General features: G+C 68.0%; 15 protein-coding genes, 1 pseudogene and 2 riboswitches. Of the genes and pseudogenes, 6 read left to right on the top strand and 10 right to left on the bottom strand.

Annotated features, from left to right (window positions below):
* The first annotated feature begins 7 nt into the window (after window positions 1-7).
* From AC3WVS_RS20460 to AC3WVS_RS20445, 4 genes are all read left to right on the top strand, one after another.
* A complete protein-coding gene (locus tag AC3WVS_RS20460) occupies window positions 8-1,159 on the top strand; it encodes a branched-chain amino acid ABC transporter substrate-binding protein (RefSeq protein WP_010812179.1) in 1,152 nt (383 codons plus the stop codon).
* 154 nt (window positions 1,160-1,313) lie between these two features.
* A complete protein-coding gene (locus AC3WVS_RS20455) occupies window positions 1,314-3,278 on the top strand; it encodes a tetratricopeptide repeat protein (RefSeq protein WP_492320112.1) in 1,965 nt (654 codons plus the stop codon).
* A 165-nt stretch (window positions 3,279-3,443) separates the two neighbouring features.
* Window positions 3,444-4,670 (top strand): cation:proton antiporter, encoded by a 1,227-nt coding sequence (locus tag AC3WVS_RS20450; RefSeq protein ID WP_010812177.1) that lies wholly within the window; start codon window positions 3,444-3,446, stop codon window positions 4,668-4,670.
* On the top strand, window positions 4,670-5,785 hold the full coding sequence (locus tag AC3WVS_RS20445) for a YbdK family carboxylate-amine ligase (RefSeq protein WP_492320111.1): 1,116 nt from the start codon (window positions 4,670-4,672) through the stop codon (window positions 5,783-5,785). Before AC3WVS_RS20450 ends, AC3WVS_RS20445 begins: the two co-directional genes overlap by 1 nt.
* A 24-nt stretch (window positions 5,786-5,809) precedes the next feature.
* Here the strand turns inward: AC3WVS_RS20445 and AC3WVS_RS20440 are convergent, their stop codons facing one another.
* From AC3WVS_RS20440 to AC3WVS_RS20400, 9 genes are all read right to left on the bottom strand, one after another.
* Window positions 5,810-6,313: a glycine zipper domain-containing protein gene (locus tag AC3WVS_RS20440; protein WP_492320110.1), complete on the bottom strand. Its 504-nt coding sequence runs from the start codon at window positions 6,311-6,313 to the stop codon at window positions 5,810-5,812.
* 135 nt (window positions 6,314-6,448) lie between these two features.
* Complete coding sequence (locus tag AC3WVS_RS20435) at window positions 6,449-7,312, bottom strand: alpha/beta hydrolase (RefSeq protein ID WP_492320109.1); 864 nt, start codon at window positions 7,310-7,312, stop codon at window positions 6,449-6,451.
* 10 nt (window positions 7,313-7,322) lie between these two features.
* Complete coding sequence (locus AC3WVS_RS20430; RefSeq protein ID WP_492320108.1) at window positions 7,323-7,796, bottom strand: OsmC family protein; 474 nt, start codon at window positions 7,794-7,796, stop codon at window positions 7,323-7,325.
* Between the two features lie 27 nt (window positions 7,797-7,823).
* Window positions 7,824-8,561, bottom strand: coding sequence for an MBL fold metallo-hydrolase (locus AC3WVS_RS20425; RefSeq protein WP_316151865.1), 738 nt, complete (start codon window positions 8,559-8,561; stop codon window positions 7,824-7,826).
* 62 nt (window positions 8,562-8,623) lie between these two features.
* Complete coding sequence (locus AC3WVS_RS20420) at window positions 8,624-10,000, bottom strand: L-serine ammonia-lyase (RefSeq protein WP_492320107.1); 1,377 nt, start codon at window positions 9,998-10,000, stop codon at window positions 8,624-8,626.
* Window positions 10,001-10,144: 144 nt separating this feature from the next.
* Entirely contained in the window at window positions 10,145-13,075 is a 2,931-nt protein-coding gene (gene gcvP / locus AC3WVS_RS20415; RefSeq protein WP_492320106.1) for an aminomethyl-transferring glycine dehydrogenase, read from the bottom strand.
* A gap of 100 nt (window positions 13,076-13,175) precedes the next feature.
* Entirely contained in the window at window positions 13,176-13,556 is a 381-nt protein-coding gene (gene gcvH / locus AC3WVS_RS20410) for a glycine cleavage system protein GcvH (protein WP_010812169.1), read from the bottom strand.
* A gap of 89 nt (window positions 13,557-13,645) precedes the next feature.
* Window positions 13,646-14,773 (bottom strand): glycine cleavage system aminomethyltransferase GcvT, encoded by a 1,128-nt coding sequence (gene gcvT / locus AC3WVS_RS20405; RefSeq protein ID WP_492320105.1) that lies wholly within the window; start codon window positions 14,771-14,773, stop codon window positions 13,646-13,648.
* Between the two features lie 98 nt (window positions 14,774-14,871).
* A riboswitch (glycine riboswitch) is annotated at window positions 14,872-14,997 on the bottom strand.
* A 21-nt stretch (window positions 14,998-15,018) separates the two neighbouring features.
* A riboswitch (glycine riboswitch) is annotated at window positions 15,019-15,106 on the bottom strand.
* A 77-nt stretch (window positions 15,107-15,183) separates the two neighbouring features.
* Window positions 15,184-15,411, bottom strand: a complete 228-nt coding sequence (locus AC3WVS_RS20400) for a YMGG-like glycine zipper-containing protein (RefSeq protein ID WP_010812167.1) — start codon at window positions 15,409-15,411, stop codon at window positions 15,184-15,186.
* A gap of 282 nt (window positions 15,412-15,693) precedes the next feature.
* Here AC3WVS_RS20400 and AC3WVS_RS20395 point away from each other — a divergent pair, with 282 nt between their 5' ends.
* The gene (locus AC3WVS_RS20395; protein WP_492320104.1) at window positions 15,694-17,790 is read left to right on the top strand and encodes a UvrD-helicase domain-containing protein; all 2,097 of its coding nucleotides are present in this window, start codon (window positions 15,694-15,696) and stop codon (window positions 17,788-17,790) included.
* A gap of 80 nt (window positions 17,791-17,870) precedes the next feature.
* Window positions 17,871-18,041, top strand: a pseudogene (locus AC3WVS_RS20390) (ATP-binding protein); the annotation flags it as partial.
* Here AC3WVS_RS20390 and AC3WVS_RS20385 read toward each other — a convergent pair.
* Window positions 18,027-19,163: an ABC transporter substrate-binding protein gene (locus tag AC3WVS_RS20385; RefSeq protein ID WP_492320103.1), complete on the bottom strand. Its 1,137-nt coding sequence runs from the start codon at window positions 19,161-19,163 to the stop codon at window positions 18,027-18,029. The pseudogene AC3WVS_RS20390 and the gene AC3WVS_RS20385 overlap by 15 nt on opposite strands.
* Between the last annotated feature and the right edge of the window lie 52 nt (window positions 19,164-19,215).

Raw genomic sequence — 19,215 nt, 5'->3', positions numbered from 1 at the left:
AGATCTGATGAGCTCGACATTCCACAAGACGGCAATGACCGTTGCCCTGACCCTGGCTGGCCTGACCGCCGCCTCCGCCGCGTTCGCGCAGGCCCAGGAAATCAAGCTGGGCTTTGCCGGCCCGATGACCGGCGGCCAGGCGCAGTACGGCAAGGACATGCAGAACGGCATCGTCCTCGCGATCGAGGACATGAACGCCACCAAGCCCAAGATCGGCGGCAAGGAAGTCAAGTTCGTGCTGGTCTCCGAAGACGACCAGGCCGATCCGAAGACTGGCTCGGTGGTGGCGCAGAAGCTGGTGGATAACGGCATCCAGGGCATGCTTGGCCACTTCAACTCGGGCACCACCATCCCGGCGTCGATGGTCTACAACCGCGCCGGCATTCCGCAGATCGCCATGGCGACCGCGCCGGAATACACCAAGCAAGGCTTCAAGACCACCTTCCGCATGATGACCTCCGACACCCAGCAGGGTTCGGTGATCGGCGCCTTCGTGGTGAAGAAGCTGGGCGCGAAGAACATCGCCATCGTCGATGACCGCACCGCCTACGGCCAGGGCCTGGCCGACGAGTTCGAGAAGGCCGCCAAGGCTGCCGGCGGCAAGATCGTGCGCCGCGAGTTCACCAACGACAAGGCGGTGGACTTCAAGGCCGTGCTGACCAACATCAAGCGCAGCAACCCGGACATCATCTTCTACGGCGGCGCCGAGACCCAGTCCGCGCCGATGGCCAAGCAGGTCAAGGAACTGGGCATGAAGGCCCCGCTGGTGTCGGGCGAAATGTCCAAGACCGACAACTTCCTGAAGCTCGCCGGCCCGGCCGCCGAAGGCACCGTGGTGTCGCTGGCCGGCCTGCCGCTGGACCAGATGCCTGGCGGCTCCACGTATGAGAAGAAGTACGAGAAGCGCTTTGGCTCGAAGGTGCAGACCTACTCGCCGTACGCCTACGATGGCGCCACCGCGATGATGTCGGCCATGGTCAAGGCCGGCTCGACCGACCCGGCGCGCTACCTGCCGGTGCTGGCTGCTACCAATATGCAGGGCGTGACCACCAAGACGCTGGCGTATGACGCGCGCGGCGACCTGAAGGATGGTGGTATCACTGTCTATAAGGTGGTTGGCGGCAAGTGGACGGTGCTGGAGACGGTTGGCGGGAAGTAAGCTGCTGGCTGGTTTTGGCTATGGGAGAACGCTGCCTTTGGGTGGCGTTTTTTCTTTTGGGCGCTTGGCGGCAAGCCTCCCAAACAATTCCGTATCTCCCCCATTGGCGCATAATCCCGCACTCGCACATTTTTTCAATCCATAGGAGCAGTACGTGTCCGAGCAGGAAGCCAGCTACGACCACGCCATCGGGCTAGCCAACCAGGGGCGCTTCACCGAAGCCCTGCAGATTGCCGACCAGCTGTCGCAGGCCCGCCCCGAGGTGGTTGATTTCGTCACGCTGCGGGCGCGGCTGCACTTTGACAACGGTGACGCCAACGCCGCGCTGGCGGTGCTGGACGAGGCGCTGGCGCGGCTTGACACGCTGCCGCTGCAGCCGCCGCACCGCCGGGCCTCGCGCGGGGTGATCGCGCACCGCTACGGCGCCATGCTGATGAGCCTGGGCCGCGATGCCGAGGCGCGCCCGTGGCTGCATGAGGCCGCGCAGCGCAGCGGCCTGCTGACGGGCGAATGGGCCGCGCATTTCCACGCCGGCCTGGCCGCCCTGCGCATGGGCGACATGGCCGCCGCGGCACGCTACTGGCATGACCTGATGGTCCGCAATCCCGACCTGGGCGCAGATGACATCGCACCGCTGGTGACGGACTACATCGCCCGGGCCGAGGCCGCTGGCGTGCCGGTGGAGCCCCTGATGCGCGTCTGCCTGGGCCGCGTGGCCCTGGACAACCCGCATCTGCTGGAGCTCGATCCCGCAGCCGGTGACGCCGTGGCCGCCGACCAGGCCGCCCGTGTGCTGGCCGAGCACCCTGACCACCCCGAGGCGCGCCGCCTGCGTGCACCGCTGCGCCACGGCGTGGGCGACGTCCAGGGGGCACTGGACGACCTGGCGGTCTACCTGCGCCAGGTGCCCGACCCGCAGAGCCAGGTACGCGAACTGGCCTGGCGCCACCAGCTGGCGCAGCGCGCCGACAGCACCCAGCCGGCCGATCGCGAGCCGTGGCTGCGCTTTACGCTGACCGACCAGTCCGACGACGGTGCCGGCTACTACCGCGCCGCCATGGCGCTGGGCGAGTTCATCGACGAGGTGCCGGCCGCCGAGGCCGCGCTGCGGCCGGTGCTGGTGCAGGCCGGCCGTGCCGGCGTGGCGCGCTTCGACCAGTATTTCGCCACCGGCCAGGGCGATGCCGCGGCGCACGGCGGCAATGCCGACCCGCATGTCTATTCGCTGCTGTGCCGGCTGCTGTCGCGCAGCCTGCCGGCCGACGCCGCGCACGTGGACGCGCGCATCGCGCTGCACCAGCAGGGCATGGCCGCCAGCGAGTTCATCGATCACTGGATCGACCTGCTCGACTGCCACGCCGACGCCGGCCAGCACCAGAAAGTGGCCGAGCTGGCCGGCGAGGTGCTCAACCGCTACCCGCTGGAGCGCAACCCGGCCGACGTGACCTGGGCCTTCAGCCGCATGATCGCGGCCTGGAAGGCCATGGGCGGCGCCGAGCCGACCGAGGCCGCCCGTGCCGCGATGATGCATATGGATGCCCGGCTGGACGCGCTGCCGGTGGAAGCCCGCAGCGAGGCCGCGCACCCGATGGCGCATGCGCGCGCGCACTTTGCCGCGCTGCTGCAGGCGCAGTTGGCCGGCATGGACGAGCACGACCGCACCGATGCCCTGGCCGAGATCGAGGCCCAGCAGCGCCGCGCGCTGCTGGTCGAGGACGCCTGGCTGTACAACCGCTTCGGCCAGGTCTGGCGCGACGCGGGCGAGCCCGAGCGCGCGCTGCCGCTGTTCGAACAGGCCGTGGCGCTGACCGAGGGCGATCCGCTGGACCAGGCCGGCCCGCGCGTGCAGCGCGGGCTGGTCCACCACGCAGCGCGGCGCCACGATGCCGCGCTGGCCGACTTTGTCGCCGCCTTCGCCGTGCGTGACGACTGGGATGCAGAGGTGTACCTGCGCGCGGTGCAATCGGCGCTTGGCTTGGACCAGCGTGAAACCGCGCTGGGGTATTTCGAAAAGGCCCGTGCCCGCGGGGCCGCGCAGGGCTCGACGCGCACTTTGTGCGCACAGGTGGAGGCCGCGCTCAAGGCAACCCGGCCGATGTGGAAAGTCTGGGGCGTCTGAAACGTCGCTCCGGTCCGGCGAACGGTCTGAACATGTAAGGGATGTAAAAAACACCATCTGGAGATGGCGTTTTTACGTGCAGATGACAGAAGTTGTGCGCGTGTTTTGTGCGGTGTCGGACAATCACTGACATGGATTGTGAAGTGCTTACATTACCATGTCGCCATGAATGGACTGAGCCAACTTTTTCCAAGCCTCCCGCTCGCGCCCGGCGGCCTGTTCTGGGTCGGGCTGGCGCTGGTCGGCGCCGGCCTGGCCGGTGAACTGAGCCGGCGCTGGCTGCGCTGCCCGCGCATCGTCGGGTATGCCGCGGCGGGGCTTTGCGCCGGCATGCTGGGGCGCGGCATCGTCGACGAGAACATGATCAACCAGACCCGTATCCTGATCGATATGGCGCTGGCACTGGCCTTGTTCGAACTCGGGCATCGCCTCTCGCTGACCTGGCTGCGCGCCAACCGCTGGCTGCTGCTGACCAGTGCCTTTGAAAGCCTGCTGACCTGGGGCCTGGTGGCGGCGGTGCTGCAATGGATCGGCGCCTCGCCCGGCGTGGCGATCCTGGCCGGCGGCATCGCGGTCAGCACCTCGCCCACCATCGTGCTGCAGCTCAAGAATGAGTTGCGCGCCGACGGCCAGGTCACCGAGCGCCTGATGGCGATGGCCGCGCTCAACAGCATCTACGCCGCCGCCATCGTGCAGGTCGCCACCGGCTGGCTGCATTCGGAATACGGCAACCTGGGCGCGGCGCTGCTGCATCCGCTGTACCTGCTGGTGGGCTCGTGCCTGCTGGCGTGGGTGGTGGGCAAGCTCGGTCATGCCATCTATGACCGCATGTCGGCCGACGACCACTACAGCTTCCTGGTGCTGGTGGGCCTGGTGCTGTTCACGCTGGCGCTGACCCGGGTACTAAAATTGTCGATGCCGCTGACGCTGATGCTGGCCGGTGTCGTGTTCAAGCACCAGGACAACCAGCCGCATGTGTGGCCGCCGCATTTCGGCAGCGCCGGCAGCCTGCTGATCATCGTGATGGTGGTCTCGCTGGGCCTGCCGCTGACGGCACAGGACTGGGCCGTGGGCGGCGTCTACGCCATCGCGCTGGTGGTGCTGCGCCATGTGGCCAAGCTGGCGGGCGTGGTGTCGCTGGGCTCGTTCTCGGGCCTGAGCCTGCGCCAGTGCATGGCGCTGGGGCTGGCGCTGGCGCCGATGTCGGGCCTGGCCTACCTGCTGATGCATGACGTGGCGCGGCTCTACCCCGGTACCGGCCAGCCGCTGGCGGCCATCATCCTGTGCGCGCTGGCCATCGAACAACTTTTCGGTCCGGTGATCGCGGCCTGGGCGCTGCGCTACGCAGGCGAAGTCCGCGTCGACATCCGGGCCAATGGAGGAGGGCGCTGATGTCGCTCGAAACGTTCAAGCACTCAGAGGCGCTGACCTTCGGCGTGGAGCTGGAGCTGCAGCTGGTCAACCGGCATGACTATGACCTGGCCCCGTTCGCGCCCGACCTGCTGCGCGCGCTCAAGGGCGCCGAGCATGCCGGCGACATCAAGCCGGAGATCAGCCCGTCGATGATCGAGATCAGCACCGGGATCTGCCACAGCTACCAGCAGGCGCTGGAAGAGCTGACCGTGATGCGCGACCTGATGGTGGCGGCCTCGCGCTCGCTGAACCTGGGCATTGCCGGCGGCGGCACCCACCCGTTCCAGCAGTGGGCCGACCGCACCATCTCGGATTCGCCGCGCTACCAGTACATCTCAGAGCTGTACGGCTACCTGGCCAAGCAGTTCACCGTGTTCGGCCAGCACGTGCATATCGGCTGCCCCAGCGCCGACGAATCGCTGTTCCTGCTGCATGCCATCGGCCGCTATGTGCCGCACTTTGTGGCGCTGGCGGCATCCTCGCCCTATGTGCAGGGCGTGGATACCGGCTTTGCCTCGGCGCGGCTGAATTCGGTCGCGGCCTTCCCGATGAGCGGGCGGGCGCCGTTCCTGCTGACGTGGGACGCCTTCACCGCGTATTTCGAGAAGATGCGCAATACCGGCGTGATCGAGAGCATGAAGGACTTCTACTGGGATATCCGGCCCAAGCCGGAGTTCGGCACCATCGAGGTCCGCGTGATGGACACGCCGCTGACGGTGCAGCGCGCCTGCGATATCGCCGCCTATATCCAGATGCTGGCGCGCTACCTGCTGCTGTCGCGCCCCTTCATGCCGCAGGAAGACGATTACCTGGTGTACACCTTCAACCGCTTCCAGGCCTGCCGTTTCGGGCTGGAGGGGGAGTACGTGCATCCCAACGAACTGACGCGCATGCCGATCGCCGACCACATCCTGTCGATCTGCGACGCGCTGGTGCCGCACGCCGAGGCACTCGGCTCGCTGGAGGCGCTGGCCAATATCCGCGCGCTGGCCGAGCGCCGCGACGGCGACGCCGAGTGGCTGCGCCAGGTCGATGCCGATGCGCGCAGCCAGCGTGAAACGGTGCGCAAGGCGTGTGACCGGTGGGCTGCCTGAGCCTGCGCCAGGCTGCCCCTTGTCTTATTTGACGCTGTAGCCGCGCCCCTGCATGCAGGCGCCCCAGGCCTGGTAGTACGAGCCCATCGCCTGGCTGGTATTGGCCGCCGCCTGCTGGTTGGCCGCGTTCGCCTGGCGGCGCGACTGCCGGTGCGCCACGCCGCCCCCCACCGTACCCGCTGCAGCGCCGACCGCCGCACCCTTGCCGGCATCGCCTGCCATCGCGCCCACCACGGCACCGGCCGCGGCGCCGCCCGCGGCACCCCGCACGCGCTGGCCGCTCTGCGCCTGGGCCGGCGGCGGGGCGTTGGCGGCCTGTGCCGGATCCACGCCGGTCTGCTGCTTGGCCCAGCTGTAGCACGCGCCGTCGTCGCTGGCCTGCTGTTGCTGGCTCTGGCCCTTGGCCGGATAGGCCATGGGCTTGTTCTGCGCCATGGCCTGGGCAGGGATCAGCGCCGGGGTCAGCGCGATCGCCGCGGCCAGTACGCCGAGGCCACGGTACAGCTTGCGATGCTGGCATTGCTTCATGATGATGTTCCCCCACGGATGTCGGCTACGCAACGCTGGACGCACCGACCGGTGCGCAAGTGGCGAGCCGTTCTGTGAAGGCCAGTATTTGCGGCACGCAGGGGTAAGTCAAATCAGCGTTTTGACGGCCCGATGTTATTTGTTTGTAGTGGGTGGCGGGGACAGCAGGAACGCGACCGCTTCCTGCCACCAGGCCGTATCGACATGCCCGGCCCAGTCGTTATGCCCGGCGCCGCCGATCACCGCGAGCCGCCGCGGTTCGCCCAGCGACGCATAGAGCGCCCGGCCGAAGCGTGCCGGCACGATGGTGTCGCGTTCGGCGACCGCGACCATCACCGGGCGGCCGAAGCCTTCCAGGTTGGCCGCACTTTCGTAGCGGTCGCGCAGCACCCAGCCGGCCGGCAGCCAGGGATAGTGATGCGAGGCAATATGCGCAAGCTTGTCCCACGGCGTGATCAGCAGCACGCCGGCGACGCTCTCGCGCTGGCGCGCCGCGGCCGCTGCGGCCACGCCCGCTCCCAGCGACTCGCCGACCAGCAGCAGCGGGCCGCCGAACTGGCGCCGGGCCAGCGCAATCGATTGTTCCGCGTCTGCCACGAAGCTGCGCTCGCCGAGTGCGCCGGTGCGCGGGCCGTAGGCCGGGTACTCGGCCAGGATCACGCGAATGCCCAGCTTCGTCAGCGCGCTGGCGTAGTAGCCGCGATGCCCGGCGTGCCCGGCATTGCCGTGAAAGACCATGGCGGTGGCGCGCGCCGGTCCGGCCGGTTCGGCGACAAGGCCGCGAAAGTCCTGCGGCCCCGGCCAGGCGCGCAACCCGGGCGAGACCATGTCGTCGACCGAGGCCTTGTCGGGGAAGTAGAGGAAGTGATCCTGCATCATGCTGATTCCGGCAAGCAGGACCAGTCCCGCACCGAGCCAGCGCAGCACCCTGCGGCGAACCGATTCAGTCCGCGGCGGCACCAGCTGCGCTGGCGCCGGTGCCGGGACGATGGCAGGCATGGCAACGCGCTCAGGCGCCGGCGAACACCGGTTCGCAGCGCACCTCGGTCCTGACCGAGTTGGCGATAAAGCAGGCGCCATGCGCGGCGTGGTGCAGGGCATCGAGTTCTTCGCGCGTGGGCTCGCGCTCGCCGCCAAACGTCACCTGAGGGCGTAGCGTCACCACGGTCATCGCCATCTGCCCGTCCGCGTTCCTTGCCATCACACCAGTGGCCGCATCCAGGTAGCGGTCGACGACAAAGCGTTGCTTCGCCGCCAGCGACAGGAACCACAGCATGTGGCAGCTGGACAGCGAGGCGATGAACATCTCCTCGGGATCGACCGCGCTCGCATCCGACATCGGCAGCGGCACCACATGGGGCGACGACGATCCCGGAATTTCTGCGCCGCCGTCAAAGCGCAGCACATGCCTGCGGCTGTAGCGGTTGCCGGCGAAATCCTGCCCGTCGCGTTGCCACAGGACTTCAGCGGTGTATGTGGACATGCAAAGACTCCTAACGTTAGGAAAACCTCAGGCGCCGTGCGGCACGCTTTCACCGTCGCGCAGGCCCAGGCGCTGGTTGGCCGGCACGGCGACATCGATCAGCTTCGGGCGCGGCAGGTTCAGGTTGCGCATCATCTCGATGAACTCTTCGCGCGTGCGGCCGGCGACGCGGCTGTTGTGGGCGCGCTCCTGGCCGATGGTGGACGAGGTGCGGCCCTTGTAGTCGTGGGCCGGATAGACCTGCGTGTCGTCGGGCAGCGCAAACAGCTTCCTGGTCAGGCTGTCGTAGAGCGTGCCGGCGTCGCCCGACTGGAAGTCGGTGCGGCCGCAGCCGTCGATCAGCAGGGCATCGCCGGTGAAGACGCGGCGCACGATGCCGTCGGGCGTGGGTTCTTCCCACAGGTAGCTCATGCTGCCGGCGGTGTGCCCGGGCGTATGGATGGCGCGCAGCACCTGCTTGCCGAAGGCGACAGTGTCGCCGTCGATCAGCTGCTTCTGCGCGGGCTTGATATCGCAGCCGGACGGCGCCGCAGTGTGCGCGCCGGTCTGCAGCGCAAGGTGGCCGGCCGAGGTGATGTGGTCGGCATGGGCATGGGTCTCGATGACCCACGCCAGCCGCGCGCCGGTTGACTTCAGCAGCGCCAGGTCGCGTTCCAGCTGGTGGTCGACCGGGTCGATCAGCAGCGCGTCCCCGGTGGCGGCGTCGATCAGCAGGTAGGTGAAGGTGGACGAGGTTTCGTCGAACAGCTGGTGGAAGGTCTGCATGGCTGCCCTCTTGTTTTTCGTTCGGGGAACGCCGCCATGATACGCCGCGCTGCGCGCGGACATTAGCATTCCACGATATTCACCGCCAGCCCGCCGCGCGCCGTCTCCTTGTACTTGGTCTTCATGTCGGCACCGGTCTCGCGCATGGTCTTGATCACCGAATCGAGCGATACGTAGTGCGTGCCGTCGCCGCGCAAGGCCATGCGCGCCGCGTTGACCGCCTTGACCGAGGCCATTGCGTTGCGCTCGATACACGGGATCTGCACCAGTCCGCCAACCGGGTCGCAGGTCAGCCCGAGGTTGTGCTCCATGCCGATCTCGGCCGCGTTCTCGACCTGCGCCGGGCTGCCGCCCTGCACCGCCGCGAGCGCGCCGGCGGCCATCGAGCAGGCCACGCCGACTTCGCCCTGGCAACCGACCTCGGCGCCGGAAATCGACGCATTGAGCTTGTACAGCAGCCCGATCGCGCCCGCGGTCAGCAGGAAGTCGACCACGCCTTGCTTGCTGGCACCCGGCACGAAGCGGTCGTAGTAGTGCAGCACCGCCGGGATAATGCCCGCGGCGCCGTTGGTCGGCGCGGTGACCACGCGCCCGCCGGCGGCATTCTCTTCATTGACGGCAATGGCGTACAGGTTGACCCAGTCCATCACCGAGAGCGGGTCCGACAGCGTGCGCTCGGCGCGCTCGGTCAGGCTGCGGAACAGTTCCGGCGCACGGCGCTTGACCCTGAACGGCCCCGGCAGCTCGCCGTCGGTGCGGCAGCCGCGCGCCACGCACGCCTGCATCACATCCCAGATATGCAGCAGGCCGCTGGTGACTTCCGCCTCGCTGCGCCAGGTCAGCTCGTTTTCCATCATCAGCCGCGCAATGCTCTTGCCGCTGGCGGTGGCCATCTCCAGCATGTCCTTGCCGCTGCGGAACGGGTGCGGAAGTTGCTGCGCGGCATTGAGCACCTGCGTATTGGGTGCGCCCGCGGTCACGACGAAGCCGCCGCCGACTGACAGGTAGCGCGCCTCGCGCAGCGATGCGCCGCTGGCGTCGAAGGCATGGAACTTCATGCCGTTGGGATGCTCGGCCATCGCTTCGCGCCGGTAGAAGGCGATGTGCTCCTTCTCGACAAAGGGCACGACATGCTGGCCCAGCAGCGACAGCTCGCGGCCCGCGCGCAGCGCGGCCAGGCGCGTGTCGATCGAATCGGGATCGATGGTGTCGGGGGCTTCCCCCATCAGGCCGAGGATCACGCCCTTGTCGGTGCCGTGGCCCTTGCCGGTGGCGCCCAGCGAGCCATAGAGCTCGGCACGCACGCTCGCCACCTGCGGCAGCAGGCCGTCGCGCTCAAGCCCCTGCGCGAACATCAGCGCAGCGCGCATCGGGCCTACGGTATGCGAGCTCGACGGGCCGATGCCCACCTTGAACAGATCAAAGACGCTGACTGCCACGGAATGTCTCCAGCAATGGGATGGCCCTGAAGAGGCTCTTCTTGGTCGGTTGGCGTGGCTGCGGCGGGCACCGCGACACCGCGATGCCCGTCATCTCGAGCATAGTTCGTTGGCGGGCCGCCGCGGCTGCGGCGGCGCTACGCCTCAGTCCACCACGTAGTCGCTGACCGGCACGCAGGCGCAGAACAGGTTGCGGTCACCATACACGTTGTCGGCACGGCCGACCGGCGGCCAGTACTTCTGCGTGCGCAGCGATGCCACCGGGTACGCGGCTTCCTCGCGCGTGTACTTGTGGGTCCACTCGTCGGCGGTCACCACCGCGGCCGTGTGCGGCGCGTGCTTGAGCGGGTTGTCGTCGCGGTCGAAGGTGCCGTCGGCGACGCGGCCGATTTCCTGGCGGATCGCGATCATCGCGTCGATAAAGCGGTCCAGCTCGTGCAGTGCCTCGCTCTCGGTCGGCTCGATCATCAGCGTGCCCGGCACCGGGAAGCTCATGGTCGGGGCGTGGAAGCCGTAGTCCATCAGGCGCTTGGCCACGTCTTCATTGCTGATGCCGGTGTCCTTCTGCAGCGGGCGCAGGTCCAGGATGCACTCGTGCGCAACCAGGTCGTGCTGGCCGGTGTACAGCACCGGGTAGTACGGCGCCAGGCGCTTGGCGACATAGTTGGCGGCCAGGATCGCATTCTCGGTGGCGGCGGTCAGGCCGGCCGAACCCATCATCGCGATATACATCCACGAGATCGGCAGGATGCTGGCCGAGCCGAACGGCGCCGCCGAAACGCCGCCGATGCCGCGGTCGTCGCGGCGATAGCCGACGCTGTCCTGGTTGGGCAGGAAGTCAGCCAGGTGCGCGCCGACTGCGACCGGGCCCACGCCCGGGCCGCCGCCGCCGTGCGGGATGCAGAAGGTCTTGTGCAGGTTCAGGTGCGACACGTCGCCGCCGAACTGGCCCGGCGCGGCGGTGCCGACCATCGCGTTCATGTTGGCGCCGTCCACGTACACCTGGCCGCCGTGCTGGTGCACGATCTCGCAGATCTGCTGCACGCCCTGCTCGAACACGCCGTGCGTGGACGGGTAGGTGATCATGATCGCCGCCAGGTTCTTGCTGTGCTGCTCGGCCTTCTTCGCCAGGTCTTGCAGGTCGACGTTGCCGTCCTCGTCGCAGGCCACCACCACCACCTTCATGCCGGCCATCTGCGCCGAAGCCGGGTTGGTGCCGTGTGCGGACGACGGGATCAGGCAGATGTCGCGATGGCTTTCGCCGCGGCTGGCGTGGTAGGCATGGATGATCAGCAGGCCCGCGTACTCGCCCTGCGAGCCGGCGTTGGGCTGCAGGCTGACCGCGGCGTAGCCGGTGGCGGCGCACAGCATGGCCTCGAGCTGGTCGATCATCTCGCGGTAGCCCACGGTCTGGTCCAGCGGCGCGAACGGGTGGATCTGGCTGAATTCGGGCCAGGTCACCGGGATCATCTCGCTGGTGGCGTTCAGCTTCATCGTGCACGAGCCCAGCGGGATCATGGTGCGGTCCAGCGCCAGGTCCTTGTCGGCCAGCATGCGCAGGTAGCGCAGCATCTCGTGTTCGGCGTGGTGCGTGTTGAACACCGGGTGGGTCAGGTATTCGCTGGTGCGTGCCAGTTCCGCCGGGAACGCGTCCTGCACGACAGCTTCGAGCTTGTCGAAGTCCACTTCCGCGGGCAGCGGCTTGCCTTGCGTGAAGACTTCCCACAGCGCGACCACGTCGGCACGGGTGGCAGTCTCGTCCAGCGAGATGCCGACGCGCGTGGCGCTGATATGGCGCAGGTTGATGCCGCGCGCGGTGGCCGCGGCATGGATGGCATCGGTGTTGAAGCCGGTTTCCAGCGTCAGCGTATCGAAGAAGCTGGCGTTGGTGCGCGCGAAGCCGAGCTTTTCCAGGCCGGCGGCCAGCGTCGCGGTCAGGCGATGCACGCGCTGCGCGATGCGCTTCAGGCCCTGCGGGCCATGGTAGACCGCATACATCGACGCCATCACGGCCAGCAGCACCTGCGCGGTACAGATATTCGAGGTGGCCTTCTCGCGGCGGATATGCTGCTCGCGCGTCTGCAGGGCCAGGCGGTAGGCCTTGTTGCCCTGCGCATCGATGGTCACGCCCACCAGCCGGCCCGGCATCGAGCGCTTGAACGCGTCCTTCACCGCCATATAGCCGGCGTGCGGGCCGCCGAAGCCCAGCGGCACGCCGAAGCGCTGCGAGTTGCCCACGGCCACATCGGCGCCCCATTCGCCCGGCGCGGCGATCAGCGTCAGCGCCAGCAGGTCGGCGGCAGCCACCACCAGGCCGCCGGCGGCGTGCACGGCGTCGGCGATGGCGCGGTAGTCGTTGACGTCGCCGTTCACGCCCGGGTACTGCAGCAGCACGCCGAAGGCGTTGGCCGCGGCGGCATCGGCGGCGGGGCCGACCTTGACCTCGATGCCCATCGGCAGCGCGCGCGTGCGTACCACTTCCAGCGTCTGCGGCAGCACGTCGTCGGCCACGTAGAAGGTGTTCGAATCGTGCTTGTTCACGCGCTGCAGCAGTGTCATGGCTTCGGCCGCGGCAGTGCCTTCATCCAGCATCGACGCATTGGCGATATCCAGCCCGGTCAGGTCGGTGACCATCTGCTGGAAGTTCAGCATCGCTTCCAGGCGGCCCTGCGAGATCTCCGGCTGGTAGGGCGTGTAGGCGGTGTACCAGGCCGGGTTCTCGAAGATATTGCGCAGGATGACGCCGGGCGTGACGGTGTTGTAGTAGCCCTGGCCGATAAAGCTCTTCAGCACCCTGTTCTTGCCAGCCAGCCCGCGCAGCCTTGACAGCGCGGCTTCCTCGCTCAGCGGCTCGGTGAACTCGCCCATCGGCATGCCGTCGCGGCGGCGGATGGCGGCGGGGATGACGGCGTCGATCAGCGCGGCGCGGCTGTCATAGCCCAGCACCTTCAGCATGTGCTGCTGTTCGGGGGTATCGGGGCCGATATGGCGGGCGGCGAAGGCGTCGCGCGCCTCCAGTTCGGCCAGCGTGGGCCGGTTCACTTGGGCGGCGTTCATGGGAAGCGGGGCGTTCATTGGCAAGAACCTCGTGAGGTGCGCGCCGGCCGGTGGTCAGCCGGGACGGCGCGCGTCAGTCTGCAGTGGCCGGTCCAACCATGGACCGGCGCGGCCGGCGTCAGGCGCCGACGCTGGCCTTGTAGGCGTCGGCCGACATCAGGCCGTTGACGTCGTCGCCGTTGGCCGGCTTGAGCTTGAACAGCCACGCGTCGAAGGCGTCGGCGTTGACGCTCTCCGGGGCAGCCGTGGCGGCCTCGTTGACGGCGATCACTTCGCCGGCCACGGGGGCGTAGATGTCGGAAGCGGCCTTTACCGATTCCACCACTGCCAGCGCATCGCCGGCACCGACCGACTTGCCCACTTCGGGCAGTTCCAGGAAGACGATGTCGCCCAGCGCGTCCTGCGCGTGGTCGGTGATGCCGATGGTGAGCGTGCCGTCGGCTTCGACGCGTACCCACTCATGCGACTCGGTGTACTTGAGGTCAGCGGGGAAATTCATGAAGGTTCTCCGGATACAGATTTGTTTCTTGTTGGGTGATGCCTGCCCGGCGAAGCTGCCGGCAGGCGAGGGCGACCGTTGGGTGAGCCTCAGCTCACGAGTGCCTTGCCATTACGCACAAACGGCAGTTTAACCACAGTCGTGTTGAGTTTGCGGTCGCGGATCTCCACCTGCACGGTATCGCCCACGGCGACATCCTTGGGCAGGCGGGCAAAGGCGATGGACTGGGACAGCGACGGGCTGAAGGTGCCGCTGGTGATTTCACCGTCACCGGCCGGCGTGATCACTTTCTGGTGGGCGCGCAGGACGCCGCCCTTGTCACGCAGGATCAGGCCGAGGAATTGCTGGCGCGAACCGGCCGCGGCCAGTGCCGCCTTGCCGGTGAAGTCACGCTCGCTCTGCAGGTCCACCGTCCAGGCCAGGCCCGCATCCAGCGGCGAGGTGTTGATATCCATATCCTGGCCGTACAGGTTCATGCCGGCTTCCAGGCGCAGCGTGTCGCGCGCGCCCAGGCCTGCGGGGCGCACGCCGGCGGCGTTCAGCTTTTCCCAGACGGCGGCGACGTTCTCGGCCGGCACCACCAGTTCGAAGCCGTCTTCGCCGGTGTAGCCGGTGCGCGCCACCATGATCTCGCCGATGGCCGGGTCCTGGACCACGGCGGCGTTGAAGGGCTTGAGCGTGTCCGAAGGCTGGGTCGAGGGGAAGGTGCTCCACACCCTGGCGCGGGCGTTGGGCCCCTGCACGGCGACGATGGCCAGAGGCTGCGCGCCTGCAGGCGCAACATCGTCGCGGCGCGGCGTGATGGTCACATCGCTGCCGGTGGCGGCATTGCGCGCGCGGATCCATTCGATGTCGCCCAGCGCGGTGCTGGCGTTGACGACCAGGCGGAAGCGGTCCTCGGCAAAGAAGTAGACGATCAGGTCGTCGATCACGCCGCCTTTCTCATCCAGCATGCAGGAGTAGAGCGCCTTGCCCGGGGTCTGCAGCTTGTCGACATTGTTGGCCAGCAGGCCGCGCAGGAAGCTGCGGGTATTGGCGCCGGCGAGGTCGACCACGCACATGTGCGACACGTCGAACATGCCGGCGTCGGTGCGCACGGCATTGTGTTCTTCGATCTGGGAGCCGTAGTTGACCGGCATGTCCCAGCCGCCGAAATCAACCATGCGGGCGCCGAGGGCGCGGTGGATGGCGTTGAGGGGCGTGGCCTGGAGCGTCATGGAATCCTCTGGGGCAGTCTCGGTTGGCGAAAACAAAAAAGGGCCATCCGCCGCAACGCTCGCCGCGCCTGAATGTGGCGTGGCAATCCGCTGCGGCGGATGACCCCTCTGTCCTCGATACCTGAGAGATTACAAGGCGGATCCTGCCGGACCCCTTCCTCGTGCGCCCCTTCGGTGGGCACGCTCGCCACGAATGGCGGGTGCCGCTCTCCAGAGTTCGGCATGCATTGTGTGCATATTGCATGCCGATCCGATCGGTCCGTGGTGCCTGAGAGTTTTCGGGTGATACCCCTTCGGCGGCGCAGGCGATGCGCGCTCTCCCGGTCGGATGCGCGCAATGTACGGGAGGCCCCGGCCTTTGTCAAACCGGCCAGGGGAGCCTGCCGTACCTGTCGCTGCGGTGGTCTGGCTTACTTCTTCTTGTCGTCGGTGACAACGTTACCGATCACGCCGCCCACGGCCGCGCCACCCAGCGTACCCAGCGCGCTACCGTCGGTGAGGATGGCGCCGCCCACGGCGCCCGCGCCCGCGCCAATGGCGGTATTACGCTGCTTCGGGGTCATATCCGCGCAACCGGCAAAGGCCGCGACGGTCACGCCGATCAGGGTCACCTTGGTCAAAGTCTGCAGGGTTTTCATTATTGGCTCCGATGTGATGATTCAAGCATGTCAACCCCGCCACGCAGGCCAGGGGACATACTAGTTAGAGCGTTTGGTTGCGCGATTGGCTCCGGCCTTTACGAAGTGTTACGCCGGTGACACAACCGGCCGTGTCAACGCGGTTTGCGCTGACTGACCTGCCGCGGCCAGCGTGTTAACATCGGCAGCTTTGCTGCCATGCCCGTTTTTTGGGTGCTGGCGTGTCCCGCCTGGCCTGCCGCTGTTCCTGCCGATTTCCCTGCCTCCAACCGCATCCCACGCATGACCCATGGCCTGAACTCCGCCCAATCCGAAGCCGTCCGCTACCTGGACGGCCCTTGCCTGGTGCTGGCCGGGGCGGGCTCCGGCAAGACCCGGGTGATCACGCAGAAGATCGCGCATCTGATCGAGGACAAGGGCTTCGAGCCGCGCCATATCGCCGCCGTCACCTTTACCAACAAGGCCGCCAAGGAGATGCAGGAGCGCATCGGCAAGCTGATGGAGGGCAAGACCACGCGCGAGGGCAAGCGCATCCCGCTCAAACAGCTGACGGTCTGTACCTTCCACTCGCTCGGGGTGCAGATCCTGCGCATGGAGGCCGAGCACGTGGGCCTGAAGCCGCAGTTTTCGATCATGGATTCGGACGACTGCTTCGGCCTGATCCAGGAGCAGCTCGGCACCACCGACAAGAAGCTGATCCGCGGCGTGCAGGGCACGATCTCGCTGTGGAAGAACGGCATGGTCGATCCGGAGGCAGCGATCGCGCAGGCCGCCAATGCCGACGAGCACCAGGCCGCGCTGGTCTACCGCAACTACGTGGCCACGCTGCACGCCTACCAGGCGGTGGATTTCGACGACCTGATCCGCCTGCCCGCCGAGCTGTTCGCGCGCAATGAAACGGTGCAACTCAAGTGGCAGAACCGCCTGCGCTACTTCCTGGTCGACGAATACCAGGACACCAACGCCTGCCAGTACCAGTTGCTGAAGCTGCTGGCAGGCGGCTCGCACCTGCGCGCGCCGGCCTTCACCGCGGTCGGCGACGACGACCAGGCCATCTATGGCTGGCGCGGCGCCACGCTGGACAACCTGCGCGGGTTGCAGACCGACTTCCCGGACCTGAAGGTGATCAAGCTGGAGCAGAACTACCGCTCCACGGTGCGCATCCTGGAAGCCGCCAACGCGGTCATCGCCAACAACCCCAAGCTGTTCGACAAGAAGCTGTGGAGCGAGCACGGCATGGGCGACCCCATCGCCATCCACCCGATGAACGACGAGGAGCACGAGGCCGAGTCGGTGGTGTTCCGCCTGTCCGCGCACAAGTTCGAGCGCCGCGCGCAGTTCCGCGACTACGCCATCCTGTATCGCGGCAACCACCAGGCGCGGCTGTTTGAGCAGATCCTGCGGCGCGAACGGATTCCCTATGTGCTGTCGGGCGGCCAGAGCTTCTTCGACAAGGCCGAGATCAAGGACATCTGCGCCTATCTGCGCCTGATTGCCAACCCCGATGACGATCCCGCCTTTATCCGCGCCATCACCACGCCGCGCCGCGGCGTGGGCAACACCACGCTGGAAGCGCTGGGCACCTTTGCCGGACAGGCCAAGGTGTCGCTGTTCGAGGCCGCGATGATGGGCGGCATCGAAGGCAAGCTGCAGCCGCGCCAGCTGGAGCCGCTGCGCGTGTTCTGCGAATCGATGGTACGGCTGGCCGACCGCGCGGCCAAGGATCCCGCCACCGTGGTGCTGGACGACCTGATGGAAGGGATCCACTACGAGGCCTACCTGTACGACAGCTTCGACGAACGGCAGGCGCAGTCGCGCTGGACCAATACGCTGGAATTCCTCGACTGGCTCAAGCGCAAGGGCACCAAGCCCGAAGGCGCCGAGGGCGAGGAAGCCACCGGCTTCGACAATGCCGACGGCCTCGGCAGCGAAGGCAAGAACCTGCTGGAGCTGACCCAGACCGTGGCGCTGATGAGCATGCTGGAAGGCCGCGAGGAAGATCCCGACGCGGTGCGGCTGTCCACGCTGCATGCGTCCAAGGGGCTGGAGTATCCGCACGTGTTCCTGGTCGGCGTGGAGGAGGGCATCCTGCCGCACTGCCGCGAAGACGAGGACATGAGCGACGAGAAGATCGAGGAAGAGCGGCGATTGATGTATGTCGGCATCACCCGCGCCCAGCGCAGCCTGCATGTCAGCTGGTGCAAGAAGCGCAAGCGCGCGCGAGAGACCTACTCGTGCCAGCCTTCGCGCTTTATCGGCGAGATGAAGCTGGAGGAGGCGCCTGCGCCGGTGGATGAAACCCCGGCGATGAGCCCCAAGGACCGGCTCGGCGCGCTCAAGGCACTGCTGGGAAACGGCGGCAAGACAGCCCCGGGCTGAACGGGCGCTACAGTCCCGATACAAAGGCCTACCAGGCTGACAAGACGCGGGGTGCAGGCATGCCTAGTATGGCGGCTGTGCTGCTCGCGCCGTTCGACCGCGTCGAATCCTCGCGCAGCCGCGCCACCGGCGGGGTCGGCATGGGGTTGTCGATCGCGGTCGACATTGCCGCGCGCCATGGCGGCGAGCTGACCCTGAGCAACCGCCCCGAAGGCGGCCTGCGCGCGCGCCTGTCCCTACCGCGCGGCTGACGCCGCCAGCGTGACGTACTGCGAGCCGCGCTGCCCGTGCGTGAAGTCGAGCGGGAAATCGCCCACGTCCACGCGCCCCTGCAGTGCCCGCCGCATCTCGGCCGCGCCGCTGCCGCGCAGGCCGGCCAGCGCGCGCGCCAGCCATGCCGCGCCGATATAGCCAGCCAGCGTGGCCGGCGACGGCGGCTCATCCAGGTATTGCTTCATGCGCGCCACGTGTTCCTTCACCACCCGCAGCGTTGCCTGTTGCGGCCCGGGCGCGACCTGGGTCAGCACCATGCCGCCGTTGTAGCCAGCGCCCAGGATCTCGCGCGCGGCGGTGGCGCTGACCGACGACAGCCCGACCAGGAAACCGTACCAGCCCTGCACCGCCAGCGCGCGGCCCAGCCCGGCGTAGGCAAGGGTATCGCCCGCCACGATCACCGCGCCCGGGCGGGTGGCGGCGATGCGCCGGGCGGCGGCCTCGGGATTGGCGTCGAGCGGCACCGCGCGCGTCCCGGTCTGCGCCTCCAGCCGGGCCAGCGACGGGGCGGCGAAGTCCGGCGCCAGGGCCAGCGCGATGCTGGTCAGGCCGTAGCTGCGCAGCTGGCGTACCGCCGCGTCCAGTTCGGCCTGGTAGTCGGCACGGGTGAACCAGACGTTGTCGGCCGCCAGCGCAAGCCCCGACAGCGGCGCCACGATCTGCACGCCGCGCCGGCCCAGCTCGGCCGATGCCGCCAGCGCCGGCAACAGCCGGTCGCCCGGGCCGAACAGCAGCTCGGCGCGTTCGGTATCGGCCAGCGACACCGCCTGCGCCAGCGCGCGGCGCGGGTCGGGATCGGCGTCACGGACCACGTGCGCGATGCGCACCGGGCCGTTGCCGGCGTTGACAGCATCGAACATGACCTTGGCCCCGGCCAGGTAGTCGCGCGCAAGGTCGGCTTGCGCGCCGCCGCGGTCGAGCAGGTGGCCGACCACGACCGTGCGGCGCGCCTGCGTCTGCGACAGAGCTGGCCAGGCGGGCAGGGCCAGGGCCGCGCCGGCGGCGGCAAGCAGGCGGCGCCGGTGCCGGGCCGGTGCTGCCAGGTGGCTGCGCAGCGGTGGGTACGGCGGATGCGTTGATGTCTGGTCGGGAGTTGGCATTGCAGGGGCAGGTGACGCGCGGGCCGGCGGTGGCGCGCAGCGTATCCGCCAC

The organism is Cupriavidus sp. CPT47-8839-RL05A (genome assembly GCF_058792255.1).
The sequence above is the reverse complement of the archived record's forward strand: the minus strand, read 5'-3'. Positions and strand labels throughout refer to the sequence as shown.